20 protein-coding genes are annotated in these 20,306 nt (G+C 69.0%); 4 read left to right on the top strand and 16 right to left on the bottom strand.

Annotated elements, in window-relative coordinates; translation table 11 throughout:
- Positions 1 to 18 precede the first annotated feature (18 nt).
- From ASF87_RS00515 to ASF87_RS00485, 7 genes are all read right to left on the bottom strand, one after another.
- Positions 19 to 1,323 (bottom strand): flavin-containing monooxygenase, encoded by a 1,305-nt coding sequence (locus tag ASF87_RS00515; RefSeq protein ID WP_056373390.1) that lies wholly within the window; start codon positions 1,321 to 1,323, stop codon positions 19 to 21.
- A gap of 85 nt (positions 1,324 to 1,408) precedes the next feature.
- The gene (locus tag ASF87_RS00510) at positions 1,409 to 2,566 is read right to left on the bottom strand and encodes a mannitol-1-phosphate 5-dehydrogenase (RefSeq protein WP_056373388.1); all 1,158 of its coding nucleotides are present in this window, start codon (positions 2,564 to 2,566) and stop codon (positions 1,409 to 1,411) included.
- Positions 2,566 to 2,997: a PTS sugar transporter subunit IIA gene (locus ASF87_RS00505; protein WP_042536479.1), complete on the bottom strand. Its 432-nt coding sequence runs from the start codon at positions 2,995 to 2,997 to the stop codon at positions 2,566 to 2,568. Before ASF87_RS00505 ends, ASF87_RS00510 begins: the two co-directional genes overlap by 1 nt.
- Before the next feature lie 67 nt (positions 2,998 to 3,064).
- A complete protein-coding gene (locus ASF87_RS00500; protein ID WP_056373386.1) occupies positions 3,065 to 4,603 on the bottom strand; it encodes a PTS mannitol transporter subunit IICB in 1,539 nt (512 codons plus the stop codon).
- The gene (gene ptsP / locus ASF87_RS00495) at positions 4,600 to 6,225 is read right to left on the bottom strand and encodes a phosphoenolpyruvate--protein phosphotransferase (protein ID WP_056376264.1); all 1,626 of its coding nucleotides are present in this window, start codon (positions 6,223 to 6,225) and stop codon (positions 4,600 to 4,602) included. Before ptsP ends, ASF87_RS00500 begins: the two co-directional genes overlap by 4 nt.
- A gap of 56 nt (positions 6,226 to 6,281) precedes the next feature.
- Complete coding sequence (locus tag ASF87_RS00490) at positions 6,282 to 6,563, bottom strand: HPr family phosphocarrier protein (protein ID WP_042536481.1); 282 nt, start codon at positions 6,561 to 6,563, stop codon at positions 6,282 to 6,284.
- Complete coding sequence (locus ASF87_RS00485; RefSeq protein ID WP_056373384.1) at positions 6,560 to 6,877, bottom strand: PTS sugar transporter subunit IIB; 318 nt, start codon at positions 6,875 to 6,877, stop codon at positions 6,560 to 6,562. Before ASF87_RS00485 ends, ASF87_RS00490 begins: the two co-directional genes overlap by 4 nt.
- A 165-nt stretch (positions 6,878 to 7,042) precedes the next feature.
- On the opposite strand from ASF87_RS00485, the gene ASF87_RS00480 reads away from it, so the two are divergent.
- Positions 7,043 to 8,965, top strand: coding sequence for a BglG family transcription antiterminator (locus ASF87_RS00480; protein ID WP_056373382.1), 1,923 nt, complete (start codon positions 7,043 to 7,045; stop codon positions 8,963 to 8,965).
- Between the two features lie 8 nt (positions 8,966 to 8,973).
- Here the strand turns inward: ASF87_RS00480 and ASF87_RS00475 are convergent, their stop codons facing one another.
- Genes ASF87_RS00475 through ASF87_RS00465 form a run of 3 tightly spaced genes read right to left on the bottom strand, consistent with a single transcriptional unit; the run spans position 8,974 to position 11,743 of the window.
- The gene (locus ASF87_RS00475; protein ID WP_042536484.1) at positions 8,974 to 9,237 is read right to left on the bottom strand and encodes an HPr family phosphocarrier protein; all 264 of its coding nucleotides are present in this window, start codon (positions 9,235 to 9,237) and stop codon (positions 8,974 to 8,976) included.
- A gap of 5 nt (positions 9,238 to 9,242) precedes the next feature.
- Positions 9,243 to 10,913, bottom strand: a complete 1,671-nt coding sequence (locus tag ASF87_RS00470; protein WP_056373380.1) for a phospho-sugar mutase — start codon at positions 10,911 to 10,913, stop codon at positions 9,243 to 9,245.
- Entirely contained in the window at positions 10,910 to 11,743 is an 834-nt protein-coding gene (locus ASF87_RS00465) for a purine-nucleoside phosphorylase (RefSeq protein WP_056373378.1), read from the bottom strand. Before ASF87_RS00465 ends, ASF87_RS00470 begins: the two co-directional genes overlap by 4 nt.
- A 48-nt stretch (positions 11,744 to 11,791) precedes the next feature.
- Between ASF87_RS00465 and ASF87_RS00460 the strand changes: the two genes are divergently transcribed.
- Entirely contained in the window at positions 11,792 to 13,246 is a 1,455-nt protein-coding gene (locus ASF87_RS00460; RefSeq protein WP_194285947.1) for an NAD(P)H-quinone dehydrogenase, read from the top strand.
- A gap of 75 nt (positions 13,247 to 13,321) precedes the next feature.
- Here ASF87_RS00460 and ASF87_RS00455 read toward each other — a convergent pair whose 3' ends face one another.
- Genes ASF87_RS00455 through ASF87_RS00440 form a run of 4 tightly spaced genes read right to left on the bottom strand, consistent with a single transcriptional unit; the run spans position 13,322 to position 15,482 of the window.
- The gene (locus ASF87_RS00455) at positions 13,322 to 13,618 is read right to left on the bottom strand and encodes a WXG100 family type VII secretion target (RefSeq protein ID WP_056373376.1); all 297 of its coding nucleotides are present in this window, start codon (positions 13,616 to 13,618) and stop codon (positions 13,322 to 13,324) included.
- A gap of 10 nt (positions 13,619 to 13,628) precedes the next feature.
- The gene (locus ASF87_RS00450; RefSeq protein ID WP_056373374.1) at positions 13,629 to 14,069 is read right to left on the bottom strand and encodes a hypothetical protein; all 441 of its coding nucleotides are present in this window, start codon (positions 14,067 to 14,069) and stop codon (positions 13,629 to 13,631) included.
- On the bottom strand, positions 14,050 to 14,418 hold the full coding sequence (locus ASF87_RS00445; protein ID WP_153302227.1) for a hypothetical protein: 369 nt from the start codon (positions 14,416 to 14,418) through the stop codon (positions 14,050 to 14,052). Before ASF87_RS00445 ends, ASF87_RS00450 begins: the two co-directional genes overlap by 20 nt.
- A complete protein-coding gene (locus ASF87_RS00440) occupies positions 14,418 to 15,482 on the bottom strand; it encodes a hypothetical protein (RefSeq protein ID WP_042536489.1) in 1,065 nt (354 codons plus the stop codon). Before ASF87_RS00440 ends, ASF87_RS00445 begins: the two co-directional genes overlap by 1 nt.
- Before the next feature lie 115 nt (positions 15,483 to 15,597).
- Between ASF87_RS00440 and ASF87_RS00435 the strand changes: the two genes are divergently transcribed.
- On the top strand, positions 15,598 to 16,479 hold the full coding sequence (locus ASF87_RS00435; protein ID WP_056373372.1) for a hypothetical protein: 882 nt from the start codon (positions 15,598 to 15,600) through the stop codon (positions 16,477 to 16,479).
- A gap of 54 nt (positions 16,480 to 16,533) precedes the next feature.
- On the opposite strand, the gene ASF87_RS00430 is transcribed toward ASF87_RS00435, so the two are convergent.
- Together ASF87_RS00430 and ASF87_RS00425 are read right to left on the bottom strand one after the other, a co-directional pair.
- Complete coding sequence (locus tag ASF87_RS00430) at positions 16,534 to 18,300, bottom strand: acetyl/propionyl/methylcrotonyl-CoA carboxylase subunit alpha (protein WP_056373370.1); 1,767 nt, start codon at positions 18,298 to 18,300, stop codon at positions 16,534 to 16,536.
- Positions 18,301 to 18,378: 78 nt separating this feature from the next.
- Positions 18,379 to 19,017, bottom strand: coding sequence for a Maf family protein (locus ASF87_RS00425; protein ID WP_056376263.1), 639 nt, complete (start codon positions 19,015 to 19,017; stop codon positions 18,379 to 18,381).
- 23 nt (positions 19,018 to 19,040) lie between these two features.
- On the opposite strand from ASF87_RS00425, the gene ASF87_RS00420 reads away from it, so the two are divergent.
- The gene (locus ASF87_RS00420) at positions 19,041 to 20,270 is read left to right on the top strand and encodes a class I SAM-dependent RNA methyltransferase (protein WP_056373368.1); all 1,230 of its coding nucleotides are present in this window, start codon (positions 19,041 to 19,043) and stop codon (positions 20,268 to 20,270) included.
- The last annotated feature ends 36 nt before the right edge of the window (positions 20,271 to 20,306 follow it).

Raw genomic sequence — 20,306 nt, 5'->3', positions numbered from 1 at the left:
CGGCCTCTGCCGCGAGGATCAGGGCCGCCGCCCCGTCTGGTCTTCCAGCGCGTGCTTCTCGCGGCGGACGGCACCGCGGTAGGCGTCCTTGTTGACGTAGTAGGCCATGCGGTCGAGTCCGAGGTAGCGATAGCCACCGGTGAGATCGGGCCACGGCTCAGAGGCCACCCGGTCTCGGAACCGGGTCACGGTGTCCGGGTCGTGCTCGAGGGCGTCGAGATAGGTCGCCAGCAGGTCGGCCTGCTCGTATCGTCCCTGCCAGCCGATGCCGGATGCCTCGATCATTCCCATGACGTACAGGCCGTTGAACGAGGCGGGGAAGATGTTCAGGAACAGCCGAGGGGCCGCGCCGCGCCAGTGCAGGTGCGCGCGGTCGACGAACGGATAGTCGAGCGTGTAGCCGGTCGCGAGGAGCACGAGGTCGTAGTCGTCGGCCGTGCCGTCGCGGAACCGCACGGTCGAGCCGTCGAACCGGTCGATGTCCGGGCGGATGCGCAGGTCGCCCTGGCCGAGGTGGTTGAGGATCATGGTGTTGACGATCGGATGCGATTCGTAGATGCGATAGTCGGGCTTCGGGAAGCCGAAGCGCACCGGGTCGCCGGTGAATGCCCGCAGCACGCGGCTGTCGACGGCCTGCTTGATGCGTGCGGGCAGCGGACGACCCTGGTTGAGGGTGTCGCTCGGGCGACCGAAGAGATACCGCGGGACGAAGTAGTAGCCGCGACGCACACTCATGTCGACGGACGCGGCGTGATGCACGGCATCCACCGCGATGTCGCAGCCCGAGTTGCCCGCGCCGATCAGGAGCACGCGCCTGCCCGCGAGCTGGGCGGGGGACCGGTAGGCGCTGGTGTGCATCAGCTCACCGGTGAAGGTGCCCGGGAAGGCGGGGATGTTCGGTTCGGCCAGAGTGCCGTTCGCGAGCACGACGCCGGCGTACCACCTGGTGTGCTCGCCCTCGGGGCCGTCGCTGGTGAGGTCCCAGCCGCCGCCCTGCGGTTCGAGACGGGTGACCCTCGTCTCGAACCGGAAGCGGTCGGTGAGCCCGAAGTGGTCGGCATAGTCGCGGAAGTACTGCCGCAGCACGCGGTGGCCCGGGTAGTCGACCGTCGATCGCAGGGGGAACTCGGAGAATTCGGTGGTGGTACGTGAGGAGATCAGGTGCGCCGACTCGTACATGGTGCTGCGCGGGTTGTCGATGTCCCAGAGTCCACCGACCCCTGCCGCGGCCTCGTATCCGTCGACGCCGATCCCACGTCTCGTGAGCGCTCGGGCGGCAGCGAGTCCTGACGGCCCCGCGCCGATGACGGCGTATCTGTTCATGCTGCTCCCGCACCTCGCTGTGCGCGCACCTGCGCCCTCCGCCGATCGTATCGGCAGAGGGCGCAGGCGATGCGTGCAGCGGCGCTCAGGAGGCGTTCAGGGCCGTCTGACGCGAGACGACGGCGTCGCGAACCGCAGGGAACAGCGGATGCTCGGGATCCAGTCCCGTCGTGCGCGAGGTGAAGGCGAGAGCGTCTTCGGTGCGCAGGGCCTCCTGCATCTCGACCGCCTGTTCGTCGTCGGGCGATTCGAACTCGAGCGCGGCGGTGACGGCGCCGACCAGTGCGATGGTGGAGAGTCCTCGCTCGGCGGCCATCGCCGCGGGGCCGATGAACCGCTCGTGCCGCGAGATCTTGCGCAGCGGCTGTCGTCCGACGCGCTGCACGGTGTCGACGAGCGCGGGATTGCGGAACCGCTCGAGGATCGTCGCGCGGTACTGGGCGAGCTCGGCGGGGTCGAGGCCGTGCTCGGCGACCAGGACCGCGGAGGTCTCTTCGAGCGCAGCCGACACGCGAGCGGCGATGTCGGGATCCGCCAGCGCGTCCGAGATGCGCTCGATGCCGGCACGAGCGCCGAAGTACGCCGTCGCGGCGTGCCCGGTGTTCACCGTGAAGAGCTTGCGCTCGATGTAGGGCGCGAGGTTCTCGACGAAATGCGCTCCGGGGATCTTCGGCAACGCGCCGCCGAAGGCCTCCGACTCGATCGCCCACTCGAAGTACGGCTCGACCGTGACGTCCACTCCTCCGTCCGCGGGCTGTCCCGGCACGATGCGGTCGACTGCGGTGTTCGCGAACACCGCGCGGGAGAGCAGCTCTTCGGCATCCACTCCCGCCGCCTTCTCGATCTCGGCGCGAAGGGTGTCGGTCGCGCCGATCGCGTTCTCGCACGCCATCACCTGCAGCGGTGCGGCGCCGGCCGAGCGGCGGGCGAGCCCTGCCACGATCGTCGGAGCCACGAAACGCAGCACCGTCGGCCCGACGGCCGTCGTGACGACATCGGCGGTCGCGACCTCGTCGGCGACGGCATCCGGGTCGGTTTTGCTGTTCACGGCGCGGAAGCCCGTGACCACGTGGTCGGTGCCGCCAGGGCCGGCTTCATGCACCGTGTAGGAGTCGACCGCGTTGATCGCGTCGACCAGAGCGTCGGCGACGTCGGAGAACACGACCTCGTAGCCGCCCTCGTGCAGCAGCAGTCCGACGAAGCCTCGGCCGATGTTGCCTGCGCCGAAATGGACGGCCTTCATCAGTCGTTCACCGCCGAGAGGAGTGCGTACAGCTCGTCCGGGGTCTGCGCGGCATTCAGCTTGGCGACGTCGTCCTCGTCGGAGAAGAGGATCGCGATCTGCGAGAGGATCTCGAGGTGCTCGTCGCCGCGTCCGGCGATGCCGATCACGAAGGTCGCGGGCTCACCGGCCCAGTCGACGCCGCCGTCGTAGCGCACGACCGAGAGAGCCGAGGCGAGGATCGCATCCTTGGTGTCGTTCGTGCCGTGCGGAATCGCCAGACCGTTGCCCATGTAGGTCGAGACGGTCTCTTCGCGTTGACGCATCGCGTCGACGTAGGCGGGAGTGACGGCACCGACGGATACGAGGATGTCGGTCGCCTCCTGCAGAGCCTCCTGCTGAGTGCTGGAGCCTGCGTGGATGCGGACCTGGTCGAGGGTGAGAACGCTCATGGTGATTCCTTCTTTCTGAGAATGTGGGGGCGGGGCGGATGCCGTGGCACCCGCCCCGCCCGGTCTGTCACGCGCCGGAGTCGCGCTGCTCGCGCACCATCTCGACGACCTCTTCGTACTTCGGAGAGTTCATGAAGTTGTCGACCGACACGTGGATCGAGTTCGGCGACTGCGCCTGCGCCCGGTCGGTCAGCTGCTGCTGCGTGATGACCAGGTCGGCGGTGCCGTCGAGGTTCGCGATGGCCTGGTTCGTGACGGTGACGCCCTCGACCCCTGCCTTCTTGAACTTGTTGCGCAGCACGCTCGCGCCCATGGCCGACGAGCCCATGCCGGCGTCGCAGGCGAACACGATGTTCTCGATGCGGCGGTCGGTGGTGACACCTGCGCCCGTGGCTGCCGCACCTGCCGCGCTCGCGGCGAGTCCGCTCAGCGCGTCAGACGACTTCCCCTTGTTGGCCTCGGTCTGTGCCACTGCTGCCGCGAATGCGTCTTCCTTGGCCAGATCCTTCTTGCGGCTCGCCCGGAGGATCAACATCGAGATGATGAAGGTGACGGCCGCCGACAGCACGACCGAAAGGATCACACCCAGATAGTCGGTGCGGAAGGTCTGCCCGAGCACCGCGATGATGCTTCCCGGTGCGGCCGGAGCGATCAGACCTGTTCCGAACAGCATGTTCGTGGTGACGCCGGTCATGCCACCCGCGATGAGCGCGAGGATCAGGACAGGCTTCATCAGCGCGAAGGGGAAGTAGACCTCGTGGATGCCTCCGAAGAACTGGATGACCGCGGCACCTGGAGCGGAGGCGCGCGCAGCGCCGATTCCGAACAACGTGAACGCGAGCAGCAGACCCACGCCGGGGCCGGGGTTGGCCTCGAGGAGGAACAGGATCGACTTGCCGTCCTCCGCCGCCTGCTGCGTACCCAGGGGCGTGAGCACACCGTGGTTGATCGCATTGTTCAGGAAGAACACCTTGGCCGGCTCGATCAGGATGCTGGTCAGCGGAAGCAGATTCGTCTCGATCAGCCAGTTCACGGCGGTGGAGAGGACGTTCATGAGCCCGTTGACCAGCCATGCGACGGGGTAGAAGCCGATGACGACCATGACGAAGCCCCAGATGCCCGCCGAGAACATGTTCACGAGCATCTCGAAGCCCGACTTGATCTTGCCGTCCCACAGCGAGTCGAGCCACTTCATCGTGTACGCAGCCAGTGGGGCCATGATCATCGCGCCGATGAACATGTGGATCTGGCCGAGCTGGTTGTCGTCCGGGAGGGTCGCGTTTACCTGGGCGATCAGGTAGTCCGATCCCGCGATTGCACCCATGACGGCGATCGCTGCGACGACGCCGCCTCGGGTCTTGTAGACGATCGTTCCACCGGTGTAGGCGATGATGATCGGCAGCAGGTAGTGGATGATCGGTCCGACCAATGTCGCGAGCTGGTCGTTCGGCGTCCAGCCCACAGGGATGAAGAACGCCGTGATGATGCCCCACGCGATCAGCGCGGGAATGTTGGGCATGATCATTCCGGACAGGAACGTGCCGAAGCGCTGCACGCCCGTTCGGAGGCCGCCTGCCTTCGTGGCGGCCGGTGACGTCGTCGTCATGATGTCGTCTCTTTCTGGTGAGGGGGGAGGGATGCCGCGGCGTCAGCCACGGCGAGGCGAGCACCGGCGGCGTCGTCGGCCGCCAGTGCGAGTTCGGCGAAGTTGCGGGCTTCGTCGAGAGTGTGCTGCGACAGGGTGTGCCGCACGTCTGCGAGGGCTGACGGCGCCATGGAGAGACTCGTGGCGCCGAGCCCCACGAGCACGACGGCCAGCATCGGGTCGGCGGCAGCCTCACCGCAGATCCCGACGGGTTTGCCGAGGCGGGCTCCTGCTGTGCCGACCTCGCGCACGAGCCTGAGCACGGCGGGGTGCCACGGGTCCTGGAATCCGGCGACGGAACCCAGCATGCGGTCGGCGGCCATCGTGTACTGCGTGAGGTCGTTCGTGCCGATCGATGCGAAGTCCGCATGCGCGAGGATCCGGTCGGCGAGCAGCGCGCTGGACGGGATCTCGACCATCACGCCGGCGGTCTTGAGGTTGTACTCACGGGCGAGCGAGGTGAAGTACTGCGTCTCTTCGACGGTCGCGACCATGGGCGCCATGACCCAGAGGTCGGCATCGGTCGCGGCATCCGCCTCGGCGAGAGCGGTCAGCTGCTCGCGCAGGATGTCTTCGCTCGCGCGCAGGGCACGGAGGCCGCGAAGCCCCAGAGCCGGGTTCTCCTCGTGCGCGTCGTTCAGGAATGCCAACGGCTTGTCGGCGCCGGCGTCCAGCATCCGCACGACGACCTTCTTGCCCGGGAACGCCGCGAGCAGCTCGCGGTACGACTCGCGCTGCTGCTCGACGGTCGGCGCCTGAGCCGATGAGAGGAACAGGAACTCGGTGCGGAACAGCCCGACGCCCTCGGCCCCACGTTCGACGGCATCGGATGCGTCTGCAGGTTTCCCCAGATTCGCCAGCAGCGGGATCAGCGTGCCGTCGGCGAGGGCGCCGGGAGTCAAGGGAGCGTCGTCCGCAGAGCGTCGGGCGGCTGCGCGCTGTGCGGCGCGCTCCTTCTCGTCGGAGGTCGGGTCCAGCGTCACGATTCCGGCGGCCGCGTCGACGATCACGGACTGGCCGGTGGTGAGAGCGGATGCCGAGGCCGCGCCGACGATCGCGACGATGCCCTTCTCGCGGGCGAGGATCGCCGTGTGCGAGGTGGGTCCGCCGTCGAACGTGACCAGAGCCAGCACCTGATCGAGGTTCAGCAGCGCGGTGTCCGCCGGGGCGAGGTCGCGGGCGACCAGGACGAACGGATGCCCCGGGTCGGGGACCCCTGGCGCATCGACGCCGCGAAGGCGGGCGAGCACGCGCTGGGCGATGTCATCGAGGTCGGCTGCACGCTCTCCGAGGTAGCCCCCGACGGCTTCGAGCGTCGCGCGGAAGCCCGCGAACGCGTCGTGCACGGCCCATTCGGCGGTCGCGCCGTCGTCGATGCGCGTGTCGACCTCGTCCTGCAGCGTCGGGTCCTCGGCGATCATCGCCTGGGCCTCCAGAACCTCCTGCGCCGAGCCGCCTGCCGTCTCTCCGCGGGCAGTCAGCTCCTGGGCGACGGCCGCGACCGCCTCGCGGACCCTGCTGCGTTCCGCGTCGGCTCCCTGGGTGCTGGGCGTGTCGTCGGGAGCGGGCAGCGCCTCGGTCATCCGCACGACGACGCCCTGGGCGACCCCGAGACCGATCCCGACTCCTCGCAGCTCGCTCACGCGCCGGCGTCCTGGTCATGGTCGGTCGTGAGCAGCTCGGTGAGCGTGTCGAGCACGCCCTCGGCGCTGTCGCCCTCGGCGGTCAGCGTGACGTAGTCGCCGTGCTCGATCGCCAGCGCGATCACCCCGAGGATGCTGGCCGCATTGACCGCCTTGCCCGAGTCCTTCGCGATGGTCACCGGGATCCCCGAATCCTTGGCCGCCTGTGCGAACAGCTTCGCCGGACGGGCGTGGAGTCCATGGGATGAGCCGATGCGGACGGTGCGGGAGACGGTCATGATGTTCCTTTCGGGGTGTTCCTGGCGTCGGCGACGATCGACCGCGCCAGCGCGAGCGTGCGGGTGCCGTCCCGGTCGGCGAAGACGTCGTCGGGGAGCACTGCCACCCGAGCGGGTGCGGCCCGGCGGATCGCCTCGAGGCGATCGGCGAGATGAGGACCGATGAGGATGAGGTCGTGGTCGCTGCCGGCGACGGACTGCTCCATACCGGCGGCGGTGTCCCAGTCGAGGCCCGCTTCGGAGGCCGCACGGCGGAGTCGTTGCGCGACGAACGTGCTCGACGCACCGGCGCCGCACACCACGAGGATCTTCATCGATGCTCACCTTTCCTGAGAACAGTCTGGGAACAGTCGGGGTGCGGTCGCCAACAGGTTCCTTTCCGCCCCTGCGGAACATCGGTTTCGGAGCGGGCCCCCCGCCTTCCTGACATCATGGAAGTCACGTCAGGACAGTGCAGTCGGCACGGAGGAGGGAGCATCATGTCGCGACAGCGTCAGGACCAGCTCCTGTCGTCTCTGCTCCGACAGGAGAAGTGGGTGACGGCAGCGAACCTCGCGGATCAGCTCGGCGTCACCCCACGCAGCATCCGCTCGTACGTCGCCGCCCTGAATGCGAGGACCGGAGCGGCGGATGCCGTCGAATCGGGCCCGGCCGGGTACCGCGCCGGGTCAGGGGCGCGGAACGCGTTGCGCGCCCGTCAGAGCGGTGAGTCCGCTCCGCGTGACCGCCTGCACGGTCTCGTGCGCACGCTGCTGGATGTGCCGGACGGCGTCGACGTCTTCACCACGGCCGAGGCGTTGCATGTGAGTGAGGCCACTCTCGAAGCCGACCTCGCCCGCGTGCGCGCTTTGATCGACGGCACCGATCTCACCCTCGAGAGAGACCGGGAGATCGTGCGCCTGCGCGGCAACGAGGCGGCACAGCGGCGCCTGCTGTCTCGGCTGGCGCACGACGAGATGGACGCCGCGTCGTTCCACCCCGAGACGTTCCGGCGAGCGCTCGCCGGAGGGGTCATTGCCGCCGATGCCGTCGCACCCTTCAAATCCGAGCTGGTGCGCGAACTCGGCGAGCAGGGCTACTACGTCAACGAGCTTGCGATCTCCGACGTCCTGCTGCACATCGCCATCGCCGCCGAGAGGGTCGCCGCAGGGCATGCGCTCGAGTCGGGGCCCGCCGGCGCACGCGAGGAGATCTCGCGGGTCGGCGCCGTGATCGCCCGCCTCGCTCAGCAGCACTTCTCTGTCACGCTCGGAGACGGCGACAGCGGCCATCTCGCGTCCCTTGTGCTCACCCGCATCGTGGCACCGGGAGAGGACGCTGCGGGTGATGTCGCCCGCAGCGGCGTCGACCCGCGGGTCGAGGCCGCCGTCCGAGCCGAGATCGCGAGGGCGGCGGAGGACTTCCAAGTCGATCTGGTCGACGAGACGTTCGTGCTGCGCCTCGCCCTGCACGTGCAGAATCTGATGCGGCGAGCAGAGGAGAGCGCGCTGACGCGCAATCCGCTGACCCGTTCGCTCAAGACCTCGTATCCGATGATCTTCGAGGTGGCTGTCGCGATAGCCAGTGGCCTGCACGACCGACTCGGCACGCCGATCCACGACGACGAGATCGCGTACATCGCCATGCATGTCGGCGGCCGCCTCGAGCGCAGCCGCAAGGCGGAGTCGATCCTCACGGCGACCATCGTGTGTCCCGGCTATTACGAGCTCCACGAGCTGCTGCGTTCGAGTGTCGACCGCTCCCTGGGCTCAGCGATCGAGGTGACCAGCGTCATCACCAAGGTCGACCCGGACTGGGCATCGTTCGACACCGATCTGGTGCTCAGCACGATCGAACCGGGGGCGTCGGGAGATCGCTTCGTGCGCATCCAGCCGTTCCTCACGGATGCCGATGTCGATCGGATCCAGCAGGCGGCGGCGCGCGTCAGGCGCGGACGCCGCCTGACCAGGCTCCGCGCCGAGCTCGCGCGCTACTTCGTCGCCGATGCTTTCGTCTACCCGCTGCCCGATGAGGGCGAGGAGGCGATCATCCGGCGGCTGGGCGGATTGCTCGTCGATGCCGGTCTCATCGGCGACGACTACGTCGACAACACGATTCTTCGCGAACGGATGTCATCGACGGCGTTCACCGATGCCCTCGCGGTGCCGCACGCGCTCCAGATGACCGCGACGCGCACCGCGATCGCGATCGGCGTCGCCGACGGATCGGCGGCCTGGGGTGAGGGGCGCGTGCAGGTGGTCGCCCTCGCCGCCTTCAGCGAGAGCGACCGCGCCGCATTCCAGACGGTGTTCGAGCAGCTCGTCGAGGTGTTCAGCGAACGAGACAGCGTGCAGCGGATCCTCCGCCGAGGCACGAGCTTCGAGGCATTCCTCGACGAGCTCGTCGCCGTCATCGACGGCTGACGACCGCGTCAGGCCCGAGGATCCAGCACGCCGGCCAGGGTGTCGAGGACCGATTCGGCATCCGCCGACTCCGCCGTCTCGAGCACCACCGCGTCGCCGGGCGCGAGTGCGAGGTCCATCAGCGCGAGAACGCTGCTGAGGTCCACGACTGCGCCCGACGACGTGCGCAGAGTCACGACGTGCGGGTGCGCCTGCACGAGCCTGACGAGCTCGGCGACGGGGCGCGCGTGCACCCCGTTGTGGGCGCTGATCACGACATGTCTTCTCGGCATGCGGCCTACGAGCGTTCTTCCAGGAGCACGCGCACCGCGGCCTCGAGCTCCGCGATCGTCGCACTCGCCCGGTCCGCAGAGTCGGCGGTGGCGTCGATGTAGACCTTGAGCTTCGGCTCGGTGCCGCTCGGACGCACGATGATGCGCGAGCCGTCTGCGAGCCGGTACCGCAGCACATCGCCGGACGGCTGTCCCTCATCGGCGTGAAGCAGATCCTCCGCAGAGGCGATGGCGTGGCCACCGAGCTGCCGCGGCGGAATCGTGCGCAGGGACAGCATCACACTGCCGATGACCGAGAGATCCTGCACGCGCACCGACACCTGTCCGCTGGCGAAGTGGCCGTAGGTGTCGCCCAGCTCCGACAGCAGGTCGGCGAGCGACTTCCCGCGCTCATGAGCCTCGGCCGCGAGACCGAGGACCGCGACGGCGGCCGAGATGCCGTCCTTGTCGCGCACGGTCTCGGGGTTCACGAGGTACCCGAGGGCCTCCTCGAACCCGAACACGATGCCGGGGGCGCGGGAGATCCATTTGAAGCCCGTGAGCGTCTCGTGGAAGTCGAGGCCGTGGTGCGCGGCGACGGCGCCGAGGCCGGGGGAGGAGACGAGCGAGCAGGCCAGCGAGGCCCCGGGAGTGCCCGCAGCCGCCCGAGCCGCGCGCGCACCGAGCAGGAGTCCGACCTCGTTGCCGGTGAGGCGACGCCATCCGCTCTCGGAGGACGCATCGGGGATGGCCACGGCGAGGCGGTCGGCATCCGGATCGTTCGCGATGATGAAGTCCGCCTGCACTCGGCGCGCCCGAGCGAACGACAGGTCCATCGCCCCCGGCTCCTCGGGGTTGGGGAACGACACGGTGCGGAACGTCGCGTCGGGCGTCAGCTGCTCCTCGACGACCATCGGCTGCGGATATCCGGCGGCCGACACGATCTTCGACAGCGTCTCCCAGCCGACCCCGTGCATCGCGGTGTAGACCCAGCGGAGGTCCGATGCGCCCGCAGGCGCAGGCGAGATCGCGGCTGTCGCCGCCACGTACGCCTCGACGACGTCCTCACCCGCCGTCTCGTAGTCGGTGGAGCGAGGCAGGGCCGAGACGTCATCCGCGTCGGCGACCCGCTGAATGTGCGCGGCGATCTCGGCGTCGGCGGGTGCGACGATCTGCGAACCCTGGTCGGCGCCGCCCAGATAGACCTTGTAGCCGTTGTCGTTCGGCGGGTTGTGCGATGCCGTCACCATGACGCCGGCGTCCGCGCCCAGGTGGCGCACCGCGAAGGCGAGCACGGGTGTCGGCAGCAGCCTCGGGAGGAGGATCGCTCGCAGACCTGCTCCGGCGAACAGCTCGGCGGAGTCGGTCGCGAACACCCGGGAGTTGCGGCGGCCGTCATAGCCGATGACGACCGTCGGCGTGCGGCCCTGCGACTTCTCGCGCAGGTAGGCGGCGAAACCCGCGGCCGCCTGCGCGACGAGCACGCGGTTCATGCGGTTGCTGCCGGCGCCGAGCGCCCCGCGGAGCCCTGCCGTGCCGAACGCGAGTCTGGCGCCGAAGCGGTCGTCGAGGTCGGCGGCCGCCGCCTCGTCGCCGGAGGCCGCGCGGGTGATGACCGCGGCGAGCTCGTCGCGGGTCTCGTGATCCGGGTCCTGTCTCATCCAGGCGCGCGCCTGCGCCAGGCGCTCGTCGTTCACAGCGCCTCGACCACTCGGGCCAGCAGCGCCGAGATCACCGGCTCGGCCTCGCGGCCGGCTTCGATGACCTCCGCGTGGCTGAGAGGCGTCTTCTGGATGCCTGCTGCGAGGTTCGTGATGAGCGAGAACCCGAGGATCTCCATGCCTGCCTCGCGTGCGGCGATCGCTTCGAGGGCGGTGGACATGCCGACGATGTGGCCGCCGATGTGCTTCGCCATCTGCACCTCGGCCGGCGTCTCGTAGTGCGGGCCGCGGAACTGCGTGTAGACGCCCTCATCGAGCGAGGGATCGACGCCGCGGGCGATGTCACGCAGGCGCGGGGAGTAGAGGTCGGTGAGGTCGATGAAGGTCGCCCCTTCGAGAGGCGAGTCGGCGGTGAGGTTGATGTGGTCGCTGATCAGCACCGGCTGTCCGGGGGTCCACGTCTCGCGGATGCCGCCTGCACCGTTGGTGAGCACCATGATCTTCGCCCCCGTGGCTGCGGCTGTGCGCACCGAGTGCACGACCCGGCGCACACCGTGGCCCTCGTAGTAGTGGGTGCGGGCGCCGATGACGAGCACGTTCTTGCCGTCGGGGGTGCGGATGCTGCGCAGAGTGCCCACGTGCCCTTCGAGAGCGGGCTTCGAGAAGCCGGTCACCTCGGTGGCGGGGATGGTCGCTGTGGTCTCGCCGATGATGTCGGCGGCCTTTCCCCAGCCGCTGCCGAGGGTCAGGGCGATGTCGTGCTTCTCGACTCCGGTCAGGCGCGCGATGTCGGCGGCTGCGTCGGCTGCGACCTCGAACGGGTTCGCATTCGGGTCGTCGAGGGGGTTGCTGTGTGTTTCGGACATGGATCCACTCTAGGAAGGTGCAGGCTCGGGGGCCAGGATTGCGGAAGAATGGAGATCATGTCTTCCACCCCTTTTGAGCGCACTCAGCGCGTCGCCGTGCTCGGCGGCGGTCCCGGCGGCTACGAGGCGGCACTCGCCGCCGCCCAGCTCGGAGCCGAGGTGACCCTGGTCGAGCGCGTGGGAGTCGGCGGTGCGGCGGTCCTCACCGACGTCGTGCCCTCGAAGAGCCTGATCGCGACGGCCGATGCGGCCATCGCGATCTCGGAGGCGTCCGACCTGGGTGTGCAGTTCTATGCGAAGGGCGAGCACGGCAAGCCGCTGAAGCCCGAGATCGCGATCAACCTCGCCGCCGTCAACAAGCGACTCATCGCCCTCGCCGGACAGCAGTCCGAGGACATGCGCTCCGCTCTGCTCGAGGCCGGAGTGCGCATCCTGTCCGGACACGGGCGCCTCGAGGGCCCGAACGCGATCATCGTCTCGACCGGTCACGGCGGCACGGACTTCGACCGCATCGAGGCCGACACGATCATCGTCGCCGTCGGCGCGTCGCCGCGCGAGCTGGACTCGGCGAAGCCCGACGGCAAGCGCATCCTCACCTGGACGCAGCTGTACGACATGAAAGCTCTGCCCGAGCACCTCATCGTCGTCGGATCCGGTGTGACCGGTGCCGAGTTCGCCTCCGCCTACATGAACCTCGGCGCGAAGGTCACCCTGGTGTCCAGCCGCGATCAGGTGCTTCCGGGCGAGGATCAGGACGCCGCGCGCGTGCTCGAGAAGGTCTTCAAGCGCGGTGGCATGACGGTGCTCTCGAAGGCTCGCGCCGAGAAGGTCGAGGTCACCAAGGACGGCGTGACGGCGACGCTGTCGGACGGACGCACGGTCGACGGCAGCCACTGCCTCATGGCCGTCGGATCGATCCCCAACACCGCGGGCATCGGCCTCGAGGATGCGGGAGTCGAACTCGACGAGAGCGGACACGTCCGCGTCAACCGCGTGGCTCGCACCTCGGTTCCCAACGTCTACGCCGTCGGCGACTGCACGAACTTCTTCCCGTTGGCATCCGTCGCGTCGATGCAGGGCCGCACGGCCGTCTTCCACGCGCTGGGCGACATCGTGATCCCGCTCGAGCTGATCAAGATCACGTCGAACATCTTCACCGCGCCCGAGATCGCGACGGTCGGATACTCCGAGAAGGACGTCGAGGACGGCGTGGCTGACGGGCTCGTCTACAAGCTGCCTCTCGCCGCGAACCCACGGGCCAAGATGATGGGCATCAAGGACGGCTTCGTGAAGCTCATCGCCCGCAAGGGCTCCGGCACCGTGATCGGCGGCGTGATCGTCGGACCGAAGGCATCCGAGCTGATCTACCCGATCGCCGTCGCGGTCGAACGCCGTCTGACGGTCGACCAGGTATCGCGTGTGTTCGCGGCCTACCCGTCGCTGTCGAGCAGCATCACCGACGCGAGCCGGGCGATGCACCTCGTCAACGCGAAGATCTCGTAGCTCGTCGAGACGGTCGGACCACGGCCGGTACCGTCGTCTGCGAAGACGGTACCGGCGCGAGTCCGACGGCTCGCCTCAGCGTGCCCAGACGGCCGCGTCGCGGCGATCCTGCGCGCGGAAGCTGTTGTTGCCCCGATGGGCGATCGCGGACAGCGCATGTGCGATCGCCGTCATCTCGCGCATCGACTGGTGCCATTCGCGCTGCGCCACACGATAGGCGACCTGTGCCTCTCCTGACCACTGCCAGGACAGCGCGTCCGCCGCAGCCTCGAGTCGATCGAGCTCGGCGTCGATCTGCCTCACATGCTCCGAGATCTCGGTGCACGCGGCGTCCAGCTGGTCGTGCTCGATCGAGATGATTCGACTGTTCATCTCACTCCCCTCAGAAGTCCTTCTGCGATGTGCAGGTCAGTGTGCCGTCGAGTGTCGCCGACGTCTCGAGTTCGGCCGGATACCCGTCGGTGGAGGTGCCGATTCGGGCTTCGGCGTTGTCGAACGTCACCGCGCCGTCATGCTCGAACGCGTCCGTCGTCAGCAGCCACCGGTCGTCTCCGAGGCTGATCCAGGTGGTCGCGTCCGCGGCACCGGAGATGGACGCGGTGAACGCCGAGAGCTCGCCGACGCGGTCCTGCGCGCTGGATGCGGTGAATCGATCGCCTGAGGTGACGCACTGCAGATCTGAAACCGAGACGGTCTGTCCTTCGCCCTCTTCGAACTGCACGGTCAGCGTGGATTCCGCGGAAGACGAGCAGCTGCTGAGCAGGATCGCGGCGAGTGCCGTGCCGACGACCGCGAGCGCGCGCTCACCGCGCACGGTCGTCACCCGAACCGGTCGTGTCGGAGCGGTCGCCCGGTCCGTACAGGAAGGCCGTTCGCACGGCTTCTCGCTGCTCGTCGTCCATATCGGCGAGGGCGGCCTTGAGCAGGCGGCCCGCCTCTTCCATCCGTGCGGCGAATGCCGGGGTCTGGGCGACGTCCCGGAGCGTCGCGCGTCCGGCGAGCGCCGCCTGAGCGCGATTGCGCACCGATTCGTCCATCTGCGGATCGCGGCTCAGGCGTGCGAGCAGTTCGCGGGCGCGGAGGTCGAGGGGACTTCCGGCCTGAGCGGTGCCGAGCACGCGGGGCTGGCCGGGGACTTCTCCTTCGGGAGAGATCGAGGGGTCGTCCATCATCAGTTCACCTGCGCATTGTCGTATCCGACGGGGAGGGGGAGGTCGGTGCCGCCCGCGAGCAGCGAGCTCAGCACTCCCACCGAGGCGTTCAGCGCGTCGAAGAAGGTCAGCACGGACTGCACGGTGTCGTAGGCGGACTTGGCGAGCCACAGGGCGTATCCGATCTCGATGCCACCGCAGAGGTAGCCGAGGATTCCACCGACGACCGTCTCGATCGTCACTGTGCCCGCCGCGATGCAGACGGCGGCCACGAGTGCGGCGTCGAGGATCTTCGAGAAGATGCCGCTCACCAGTGCAGCCGTGCTGATCATGCCCCGCGCCACCATCTCGAACTCCGGTCCGAGCTCGGCGATCTTGGTGCCCGCCTCGCGGAGGAGCTCCGCGAGGTCGGTGAAGAACGCGTTCGCGGCTGTCGCCGCTTCCCCGGTCCAGGATCCGGCGGTCACGGCCATCTCGTAGGCCACGTTGTCGCCCTGGGTGCCGGTGTAGGCGCCGAGCTTGCGGAGCGAGTCCGAGACTTCGTACAGCTTGTTCCAATCGCCGCTGAAGTTCTTGGAGATGACGTCGAGGTAGTTCCAGTCGAAGATCCAGTCCAGCACCTGGGCCAGCACCGACGACGGGCTCAGCCAGTCGGTCGTGAGGATGGTGGAGACCAGATCCTCCGGAGTCTCCGTGGCCGGAGGGGACAGCTCGTCCACTGCGTTGTGGGGCGAACCGGACGACGCGTCGTCCGCCGATGTCGTGGCACCGCTGCCGCCCCCGCCGGGATAGTTCCGGTCGAGGTCGGCTTCGATCGCGTCGTCGAGTTCGAGTGATCGGGTCGCGGTGCCCTGCAGCTCGGTCGCGGATGCCGTCAGCGCGGTGTTCAGTGCGCCGAAGTAGCTGTTGAGCGCCTCCACCGTCTCATTGGCCGCGAACAGAGCCTTCGAATAGACGAAAGAAGTGTCGAGGTACTCGAGCGTGATGTGGTCGGAGGCGTAGGTCGTGGCTGTGGCCGTCGATCCGGAATCGTCGGTCAGTGCGCCGGCGTGCGCCGTGAGTCGCGCGGGGTCGATCCGATACATGCGATCCTTCCTCGGTGGTGGTCCGGCGATCAGCCTACTTCGAATGCGCTGCGATAATGGTGGCCATGCGAACTGCCCTCGTCGAACCGCCGCTCCTCGTCGCGGAGGGGCAGCCGTGACGGATTCGTTCGCATCGCCGCGGTTGCAGGGATGGCCGGCGAAGTGGGGCGAACGTCGCCCCCGACGCAACACCGGCATGCTCTGGCTCGGCGTGGTCCTCTTCGCCGCCGCGGCCGCCATGGCCGGATTCTCCGGCGGCGCCGCGGGGCCGCTGTGGTCGGGGGCGTTCGTCGCGCTGTTCGGTCTCACGGCCCTCGCCGTCGCTGCCCGCAGGCCTTTCGCCGCAGGGAGCGCGCGTCTGGTCGACGCGGCGACGCTGACGCGCGGGCGGATAGGAAGCCCTGATGCACGCGTGCACTTCGTGCCGGAGCGGCGCCCGGGCGTCGTCACCCTGATGCTGTGCGTCGTGTGGGCGATCGCGCTCACGGCCGCGACGATCGTGGCGGTCGGGATCGGGCTCACCGGCCGACCGGAGGCCTTCCTCGGCGTGGCGGTGCTCGCGGCGACCGCCGCGCTGTTCGTCTACACGGCGGTGCGCGCGGCCATCACGCAATACCGTTCCGATTCCTTCGGCCGTCGACCGATGGGGCTGGGCATCGGCCCCGACGGGGTGCTCCTGATGCGTGCCACCGAGACCCTGTACGTGCCGTGGAGCGCGATCCGTGGTGTGGAGCCGGACACGACCGAGCCCCGGCGCGGCATGGACGAGCTCCCGCTCATCAGACTCCGCGTAGATCCGCGTCGCGTGACCGCATCCGACGGGATGCGCGTTCCCGCCACGGTCACCGTCGCCCCGGCGATGCTGAGGACGCACCCGCAGGTCGTCTGGTCGGCGTTGCGTGAGTTCCACGATTCGCCGGCGGCACGCGCCGCTCTCGGCACCTCGGCAGGGCAGCGGATGTTCGACGAGTGGTGCGCCTCCGCCCCTGCGGACTGAAGGAATGACGAAGGCCCCCGCCTCGAGGCGGGGGCCCTTGTCGTTCCTACGCGATCAGCTGATAGTGAGCAGCTGGTGCCCGGCCGAGACCGTCGCACCGGCGACCGCACTGATGTTCGCGATCGTGCCGTCCTTGTGGGCCTGCAGCGGCTGCTCCATCTTCATCGCCTCGAGCACGACGACGAGGTCGCCCTTGACGACCTGCTGCCCCTCCTCGACGGCGATCTTGACGACGGTGGCCTGCATGGGCGACTTCACGGCGTCGCCGGAAGCACCGGCGCTGACGGAGGTGGCGTGGCTGCGACGAGACGGCGGCACGGCGGCCGGTCGTCCGGCGGTGCCTGCGGCTACAGCGACGCGGTCCGGAAGGCTGACCTCGAGGCGCTTGCCTGCGACCTCGACCACCACCGTGTGGCGGTTCTCGGCGGCCGCGGGAGACTCGAGCTCGCCGTCCCACGCCGGGATGTCGTTCTCGAACTCGGTCTCGATCCAGCGTGTGAAGATGCCGAACTCGCCGTTCTCCGCGGTGAAGGCGGGGTCGCGGACGACCTTGCGGTGGAACGGGATCACGGTCGGGAGGCCGGCGACCTCGAATTCGTCGAGCGCCCGGCGCGACCGCTCCAGAGCCTCGGCGCGGTCCTTGCCCGTGACGATGATCTTCGCGAGCAGCGAGTCGAATGCTCCCGAGACCGAGTCGCCCGCGGTGACGCCGGAGTCGAGCCGGATGCCGGGGCCGCCGAAGGTCTTGAAGACGTGGATCGGACCCGGCTGGGGGAGGAACCCGCGACCGGGGTCTTCGCCGTTGATCCGGAACTCGATCGAGTGGCCGGTCGGCTTCGGGTCGTCGTAGTCGATGGTGCCGCCGGCGGCGATGCGGAACTGCTCCCGCACCAGGTCGATGCCGGTGACCTCTTCGGAGACGGGGTGCTCGACCTGCAGGCGGGTGTTGACCTCGAGGAACGACACGGTGCCGTCGGCGCCGATCAGGAACTCGCAGGTTCCTGCGCCGACGTAGCCGACCTCCTTGAGGATGGCTTTGGAGGCCGAGTAGAGCAGGTCGTTCTGCTCGTCCGTGAGGAACGGAGCCGGTGCCTCCTCGACGAGCTTCTGGTGGCGCCGCTGCAGCGAGCAGTCACGCGTCGAGATCACGACGACGTTGCCCTCCGCGTCAGCGAGGCACTGGGTCTCGACGTGGCGGGGCTTGTCGAGGTACTTCTCGACGAAGCACTCTCCACGACCGAACGCCGCGACGGCCTCACGGGTGGCCGACTCGAACAGCTCGGCGACCTCGTCGAGCTCACGGGCGACCTTGAGGCCTCGGCCTCCACCGCCGTACGCGGCCTTGATCGCGATCGGCAGACCGAACTCCTGGGCGAACGCGATGACCTCGTCCGCTCCGGCGACCGGGCCCGGCGTGCCGGGGGCGAGGGGAGCGCCCACCTTCTCGGCGACATGACGGGCGGTGACCTTGTCGCCGAGCGCCTCGATGGCCTCGGGGGAGGGGCCGATCCAGGTCATACCTGCACCGATGATGGCGCGGGCGAACTCGGCGTTCTCGGCGAGGAAGCCGTACCCGGGGTGCACGGCATCTGCGCCGGCACGGCGGGCGATCGAGAGGATCTTCTCGATCTGCAGGTAGGTCTCGGCGCTCGTGGCACCGCCGAGGGCGTATGCCTCGTCGGCGAGGCGGGTGTGCAGAGCGTCCCGGTCCTGGTCGGCGTACACGGCGACCGAGGCGATCCCCGAGTCGCGAGCGGCACGGATGATGCGGACGGCGATCTCGCCGCGGTTGGCGATGAGCACCTTGGCGATATCAGGCATGCTTGCCAGCCTAGCGAGAAGGGTGGCGTTCGCTTTGACGACTCTCCACAAGAAAGAGGGAGAAACGTCGACGAGACTCTACGACCAGAGGTCGGTCCACGTCACGCCGAGATCCGCAGCGAGGCGGCGGACGGTCGACAGCGACATCCCGACCACCGTCGACGGGTCTCCGTCGACGCGCGTGATGAAGGCTCCGCCCAGGCTGTCGACCGTGAATGCGCCGGCGACGAGCAGAGGCTCGCCGGAGGCGACGTAGGCCGCGATCTCGGCATCCGTGATGTCCTCGGCGAAGGTCACCGAAGCCTCCGCCGTCGCGGTGGCCTCGACCGGAGCGGAGCCGGGGGAGACCCGGAAGACCGAGTGACCCGAGTGCAGGATCCCGGTGGCGCCGCGCATCTCCTGCCAGCGCCTCGTCGCCTCCTCCGCCGTGTAGGGCTTGCCGTAGACACGACCGCCGATCTCGAACATCGAGTCCCCGCCGATCACGATGCCGTCGAACGACCCGTCCTCCGCGAGCCGCTGGGCGACATCCGCGGCCTTGGCGCGGGCGAGCAGCAGCACGAGGTCGGCCGGCGCGAGCTCGGCGCCGCGTTCGGCAGCGGCAGCGGCGGCGACCGCATCCTCATCCACGCCGGGCGACTGGGTCAGCGGTTCGATGCCGGCCTGTCGCAGCAGCATGAGACGGGCGGGAGAGGTGGAGGCGAGGCAGACGCGCATGTTCACCACCGTATCCTCGAAGGATGACTTCCTCCCCAGCCCTGCTCGATCTGGACATCACCGGCATCGCGCACGGCGGCACGTTCATCGCCCGACACGAAGGTCGCGTCGTCTTCGTCTCCGACGCCATCCCCGGTGAGCGGGTCCGCGCGCGCCTGACCGAGGATTCGACCGGAGAGTCGAAGAGCTTCTGGCGCGCCGAGACGGTCGAGGTCCTCGAGGCTTCGCCGCACCGCCGACCGCACGTCTGGGCGGAGGCCGACGTCTCTCGCACCCCGGAGGATCGGCCGGGTGGTGCCGACCTCGGGCACATCGACCTCGCGCAGCAGCGCGTGCTGAAGCGTCAGGTGCTGACTGAGGCGCTCGATCGCTTCGCCGGTCCCGGACTCGAGGCCCCCGAGATCGAAGCCGTCGACTCCACCGACGGCACCGGGTGGCGCACGAGGGTCACCCTGCACGTCGACGACGAGGGCCGGGTCGGGCCCTACGCCGCGCGCAGCCACCGCGTGATCCCGGTCAGCTCCCACCCGCTCGCCCGCCCGGCGGTCGCGAAGGCGGCGCTGCGCCTCGCCGGCGGCGACGCGGGAAGCGTCGACCTCGTCGAACCCGGCGACGGCGAGGTGCGGGTCATCCGCCGAGACCGCCTCGACGAGCGCCCGGCGCGGGGCCAGCATCGTCGGCCGGCCCCCGAGGTCGTCTACGAGCAGGTGGGCGACCGTCGGTTCCAGGTCGACGCCGGTGGATTCTGGCAGGTGCACCCCCGTGCCGCCTCGGTGCTCGACGGCGCCGTCTACGGAATCCTCGACGGCCATGTCGACCCCGAGAAGAAGCACTTCGATCTCTACGGGGGAGTCGGGCTCTTCGCCGCGTCGCTCGCGGATCTCGGCGGCACCGACATCGTCACGGTCGAGTCGAGCCGACGAGCGACCCTTCACGCGCAGCAGAACCTCGCGCCCCTCGCAGTGGATGCCGTGACGGCGAGAGTCGACCGCTATCTCGCCGGTGTCCCCGCGGGTACGCGCGCAGGAGCCGTCGTCCTCGATCCGCCGCGTGCGGGCGCCGGCCGCGCCGTGGTCGACGCTCTCGACACGCTCGCCCCCGAAGCCATCGCCTACGTCGCGTGCGACCCCGTCGCGCTCGCCCGTGACCTCGGCACCTTCCGTGCGCATGGGTGGAACGTGGGGACTCTGCGAGGGTTCGATCTGTTCCCGCACTCGCACCACTTCGAGGTCGTCGCGCTGCTCACTCGGTGACCGGTGATCTGCGGACGCTGACTACTCAGTAGGCTG

The sequence above is a fragment of the Microbacterium sp. Leaf161 genome, from assembly GCF_001423645.1.
GTDB classification, from domain to species: domain Bacteria; phylum Actinomycetota; class Actinomycetes; order Actinomycetales; family Microbacteriaceae; genus Microbacterium; species Microbacterium forte.
This window is presented reverse-complemented; position numbering and strand designations above follow the sequence as displayed.

Excerpts from the sequence above, each read along its gene's own strand:
- ASF87_RS00515 (WP_056373390.1), bottom strand. The coding sequence starts at position 1,323 with ATGAACAGATACGCCGTCATCGGCGCGGGGCCGTCAGGACTCGCTGCC.
- ASF87_RS00510 (WP_056373388.1), bottom strand. The coding sequence starts at position 2,566 with ATGAAGGCCGTCCATTTCGGCGCAGGCAACATCGGCCGAGGCTTCGTC.
- ASF87_RS00505 (WP_042536479.1), bottom strand. The coding sequence starts at position 2,997 with ATGAGCGTTCTCACCCTCGACCAGGTCCGCATCCACGCAGGCTCCAGC.
- ASF87_RS00500 (WP_056373386.1), bottom strand. The coding sequence starts at position 4,603 with ATGACGACGACGTCACCGGCCGCCACGAAGGCAGGCGGCCTCCGAACG.
- ptsP (WP_056376264.1), bottom strand. The coding sequence starts at position 6,225 with ATGACCGAGGCGCTGCCCGCTCCCGACGACACGCCCAGCACCCAGGGA.
- ASF87_RS00490 (WP_042536481.1), bottom strand. The coding sequence starts at position 6,563 with ATGACCGTCTCCCGCACCGTCCGCATCGGCTCATCCCATGGACTCCAC.
- ASF87_RS00485 (WP_056373384.1), bottom strand. The coding sequence starts at position 6,877 with ATGAAGATCCTCGTGGTGTGCGGCGCCGGTGCGTCGAGCACGTTCGTC.
- ASF87_RS00480 (WP_056373382.1), top strand. The coding sequence starts at position 7,043 with ATGTCGCGACAGCGTCAGGACCAGCTCCTGTCGTCTCTGCTCCGACAG.
- ASF87_RS00475 (WP_042536484.1), bottom strand. The coding sequence starts at position 9,237 with ATGCCGAGAAGACATGTCGTGATCAGCGCCCACAACGGGGTGCACGCG.
- ASF87_RS00465 (WP_056373378.1), bottom strand. The coding sequence starts at position 11,743 with ATGTCCGAAACACACAGCAACCCCCTCGACGACCCGAATGCGAACCCG.
- ASF87_RS00460 (WP_194285947.1), top strand. The coding sequence starts at position 11,792 with ATGGAGATCATGTCTTCCACCCCTTTTGAGCGCACTCAGCGCGTCGCC.
- ASF87_RS00455 (WP_056373376.1), bottom strand. The coding sequence starts at position 13,618 with ATGAACAGTCGAATCATCTCGATCGAGCACGACCAGCTGGACGCCGCG.
- ASF87_RS00445 (WP_153302227.1), bottom strand. The coding sequence starts at position 14,418 with ATGATGGACGACCCCTCGATCTCTCCCGAAGGAGAAGTCCCCGGCCAG.
- ASF87_RS00440 (WP_042536489.1), bottom strand. The coding sequence starts at position 15,482 with ATGTATCGGATCGACCCCGCGCGACTCACGGCGCACGCCGGCGCACTG.
- ASF87_RS00430 (WP_056373370.1), bottom strand. The coding sequence starts at position 18,300 with ATGCCTGATATCGCCAAGGTGCTCATCGCCAACCGCGGCGAGATCGCC.
- ASF87_RS00425 (WP_056376263.1), bottom strand. The coding sequence starts at position 19,017 with ATGCGCGTCTGCCTCGCCTCCACCTCTCCCGCCCGTCTCATGCTGCTG.
- ASF87_RS00420 (WP_056373368.1), top strand. The coding sequence starts at position 19,041 with ATGACTTCCTCCCCAGCCCTGCTCGATCTGGACATCACCGGCATCGCG.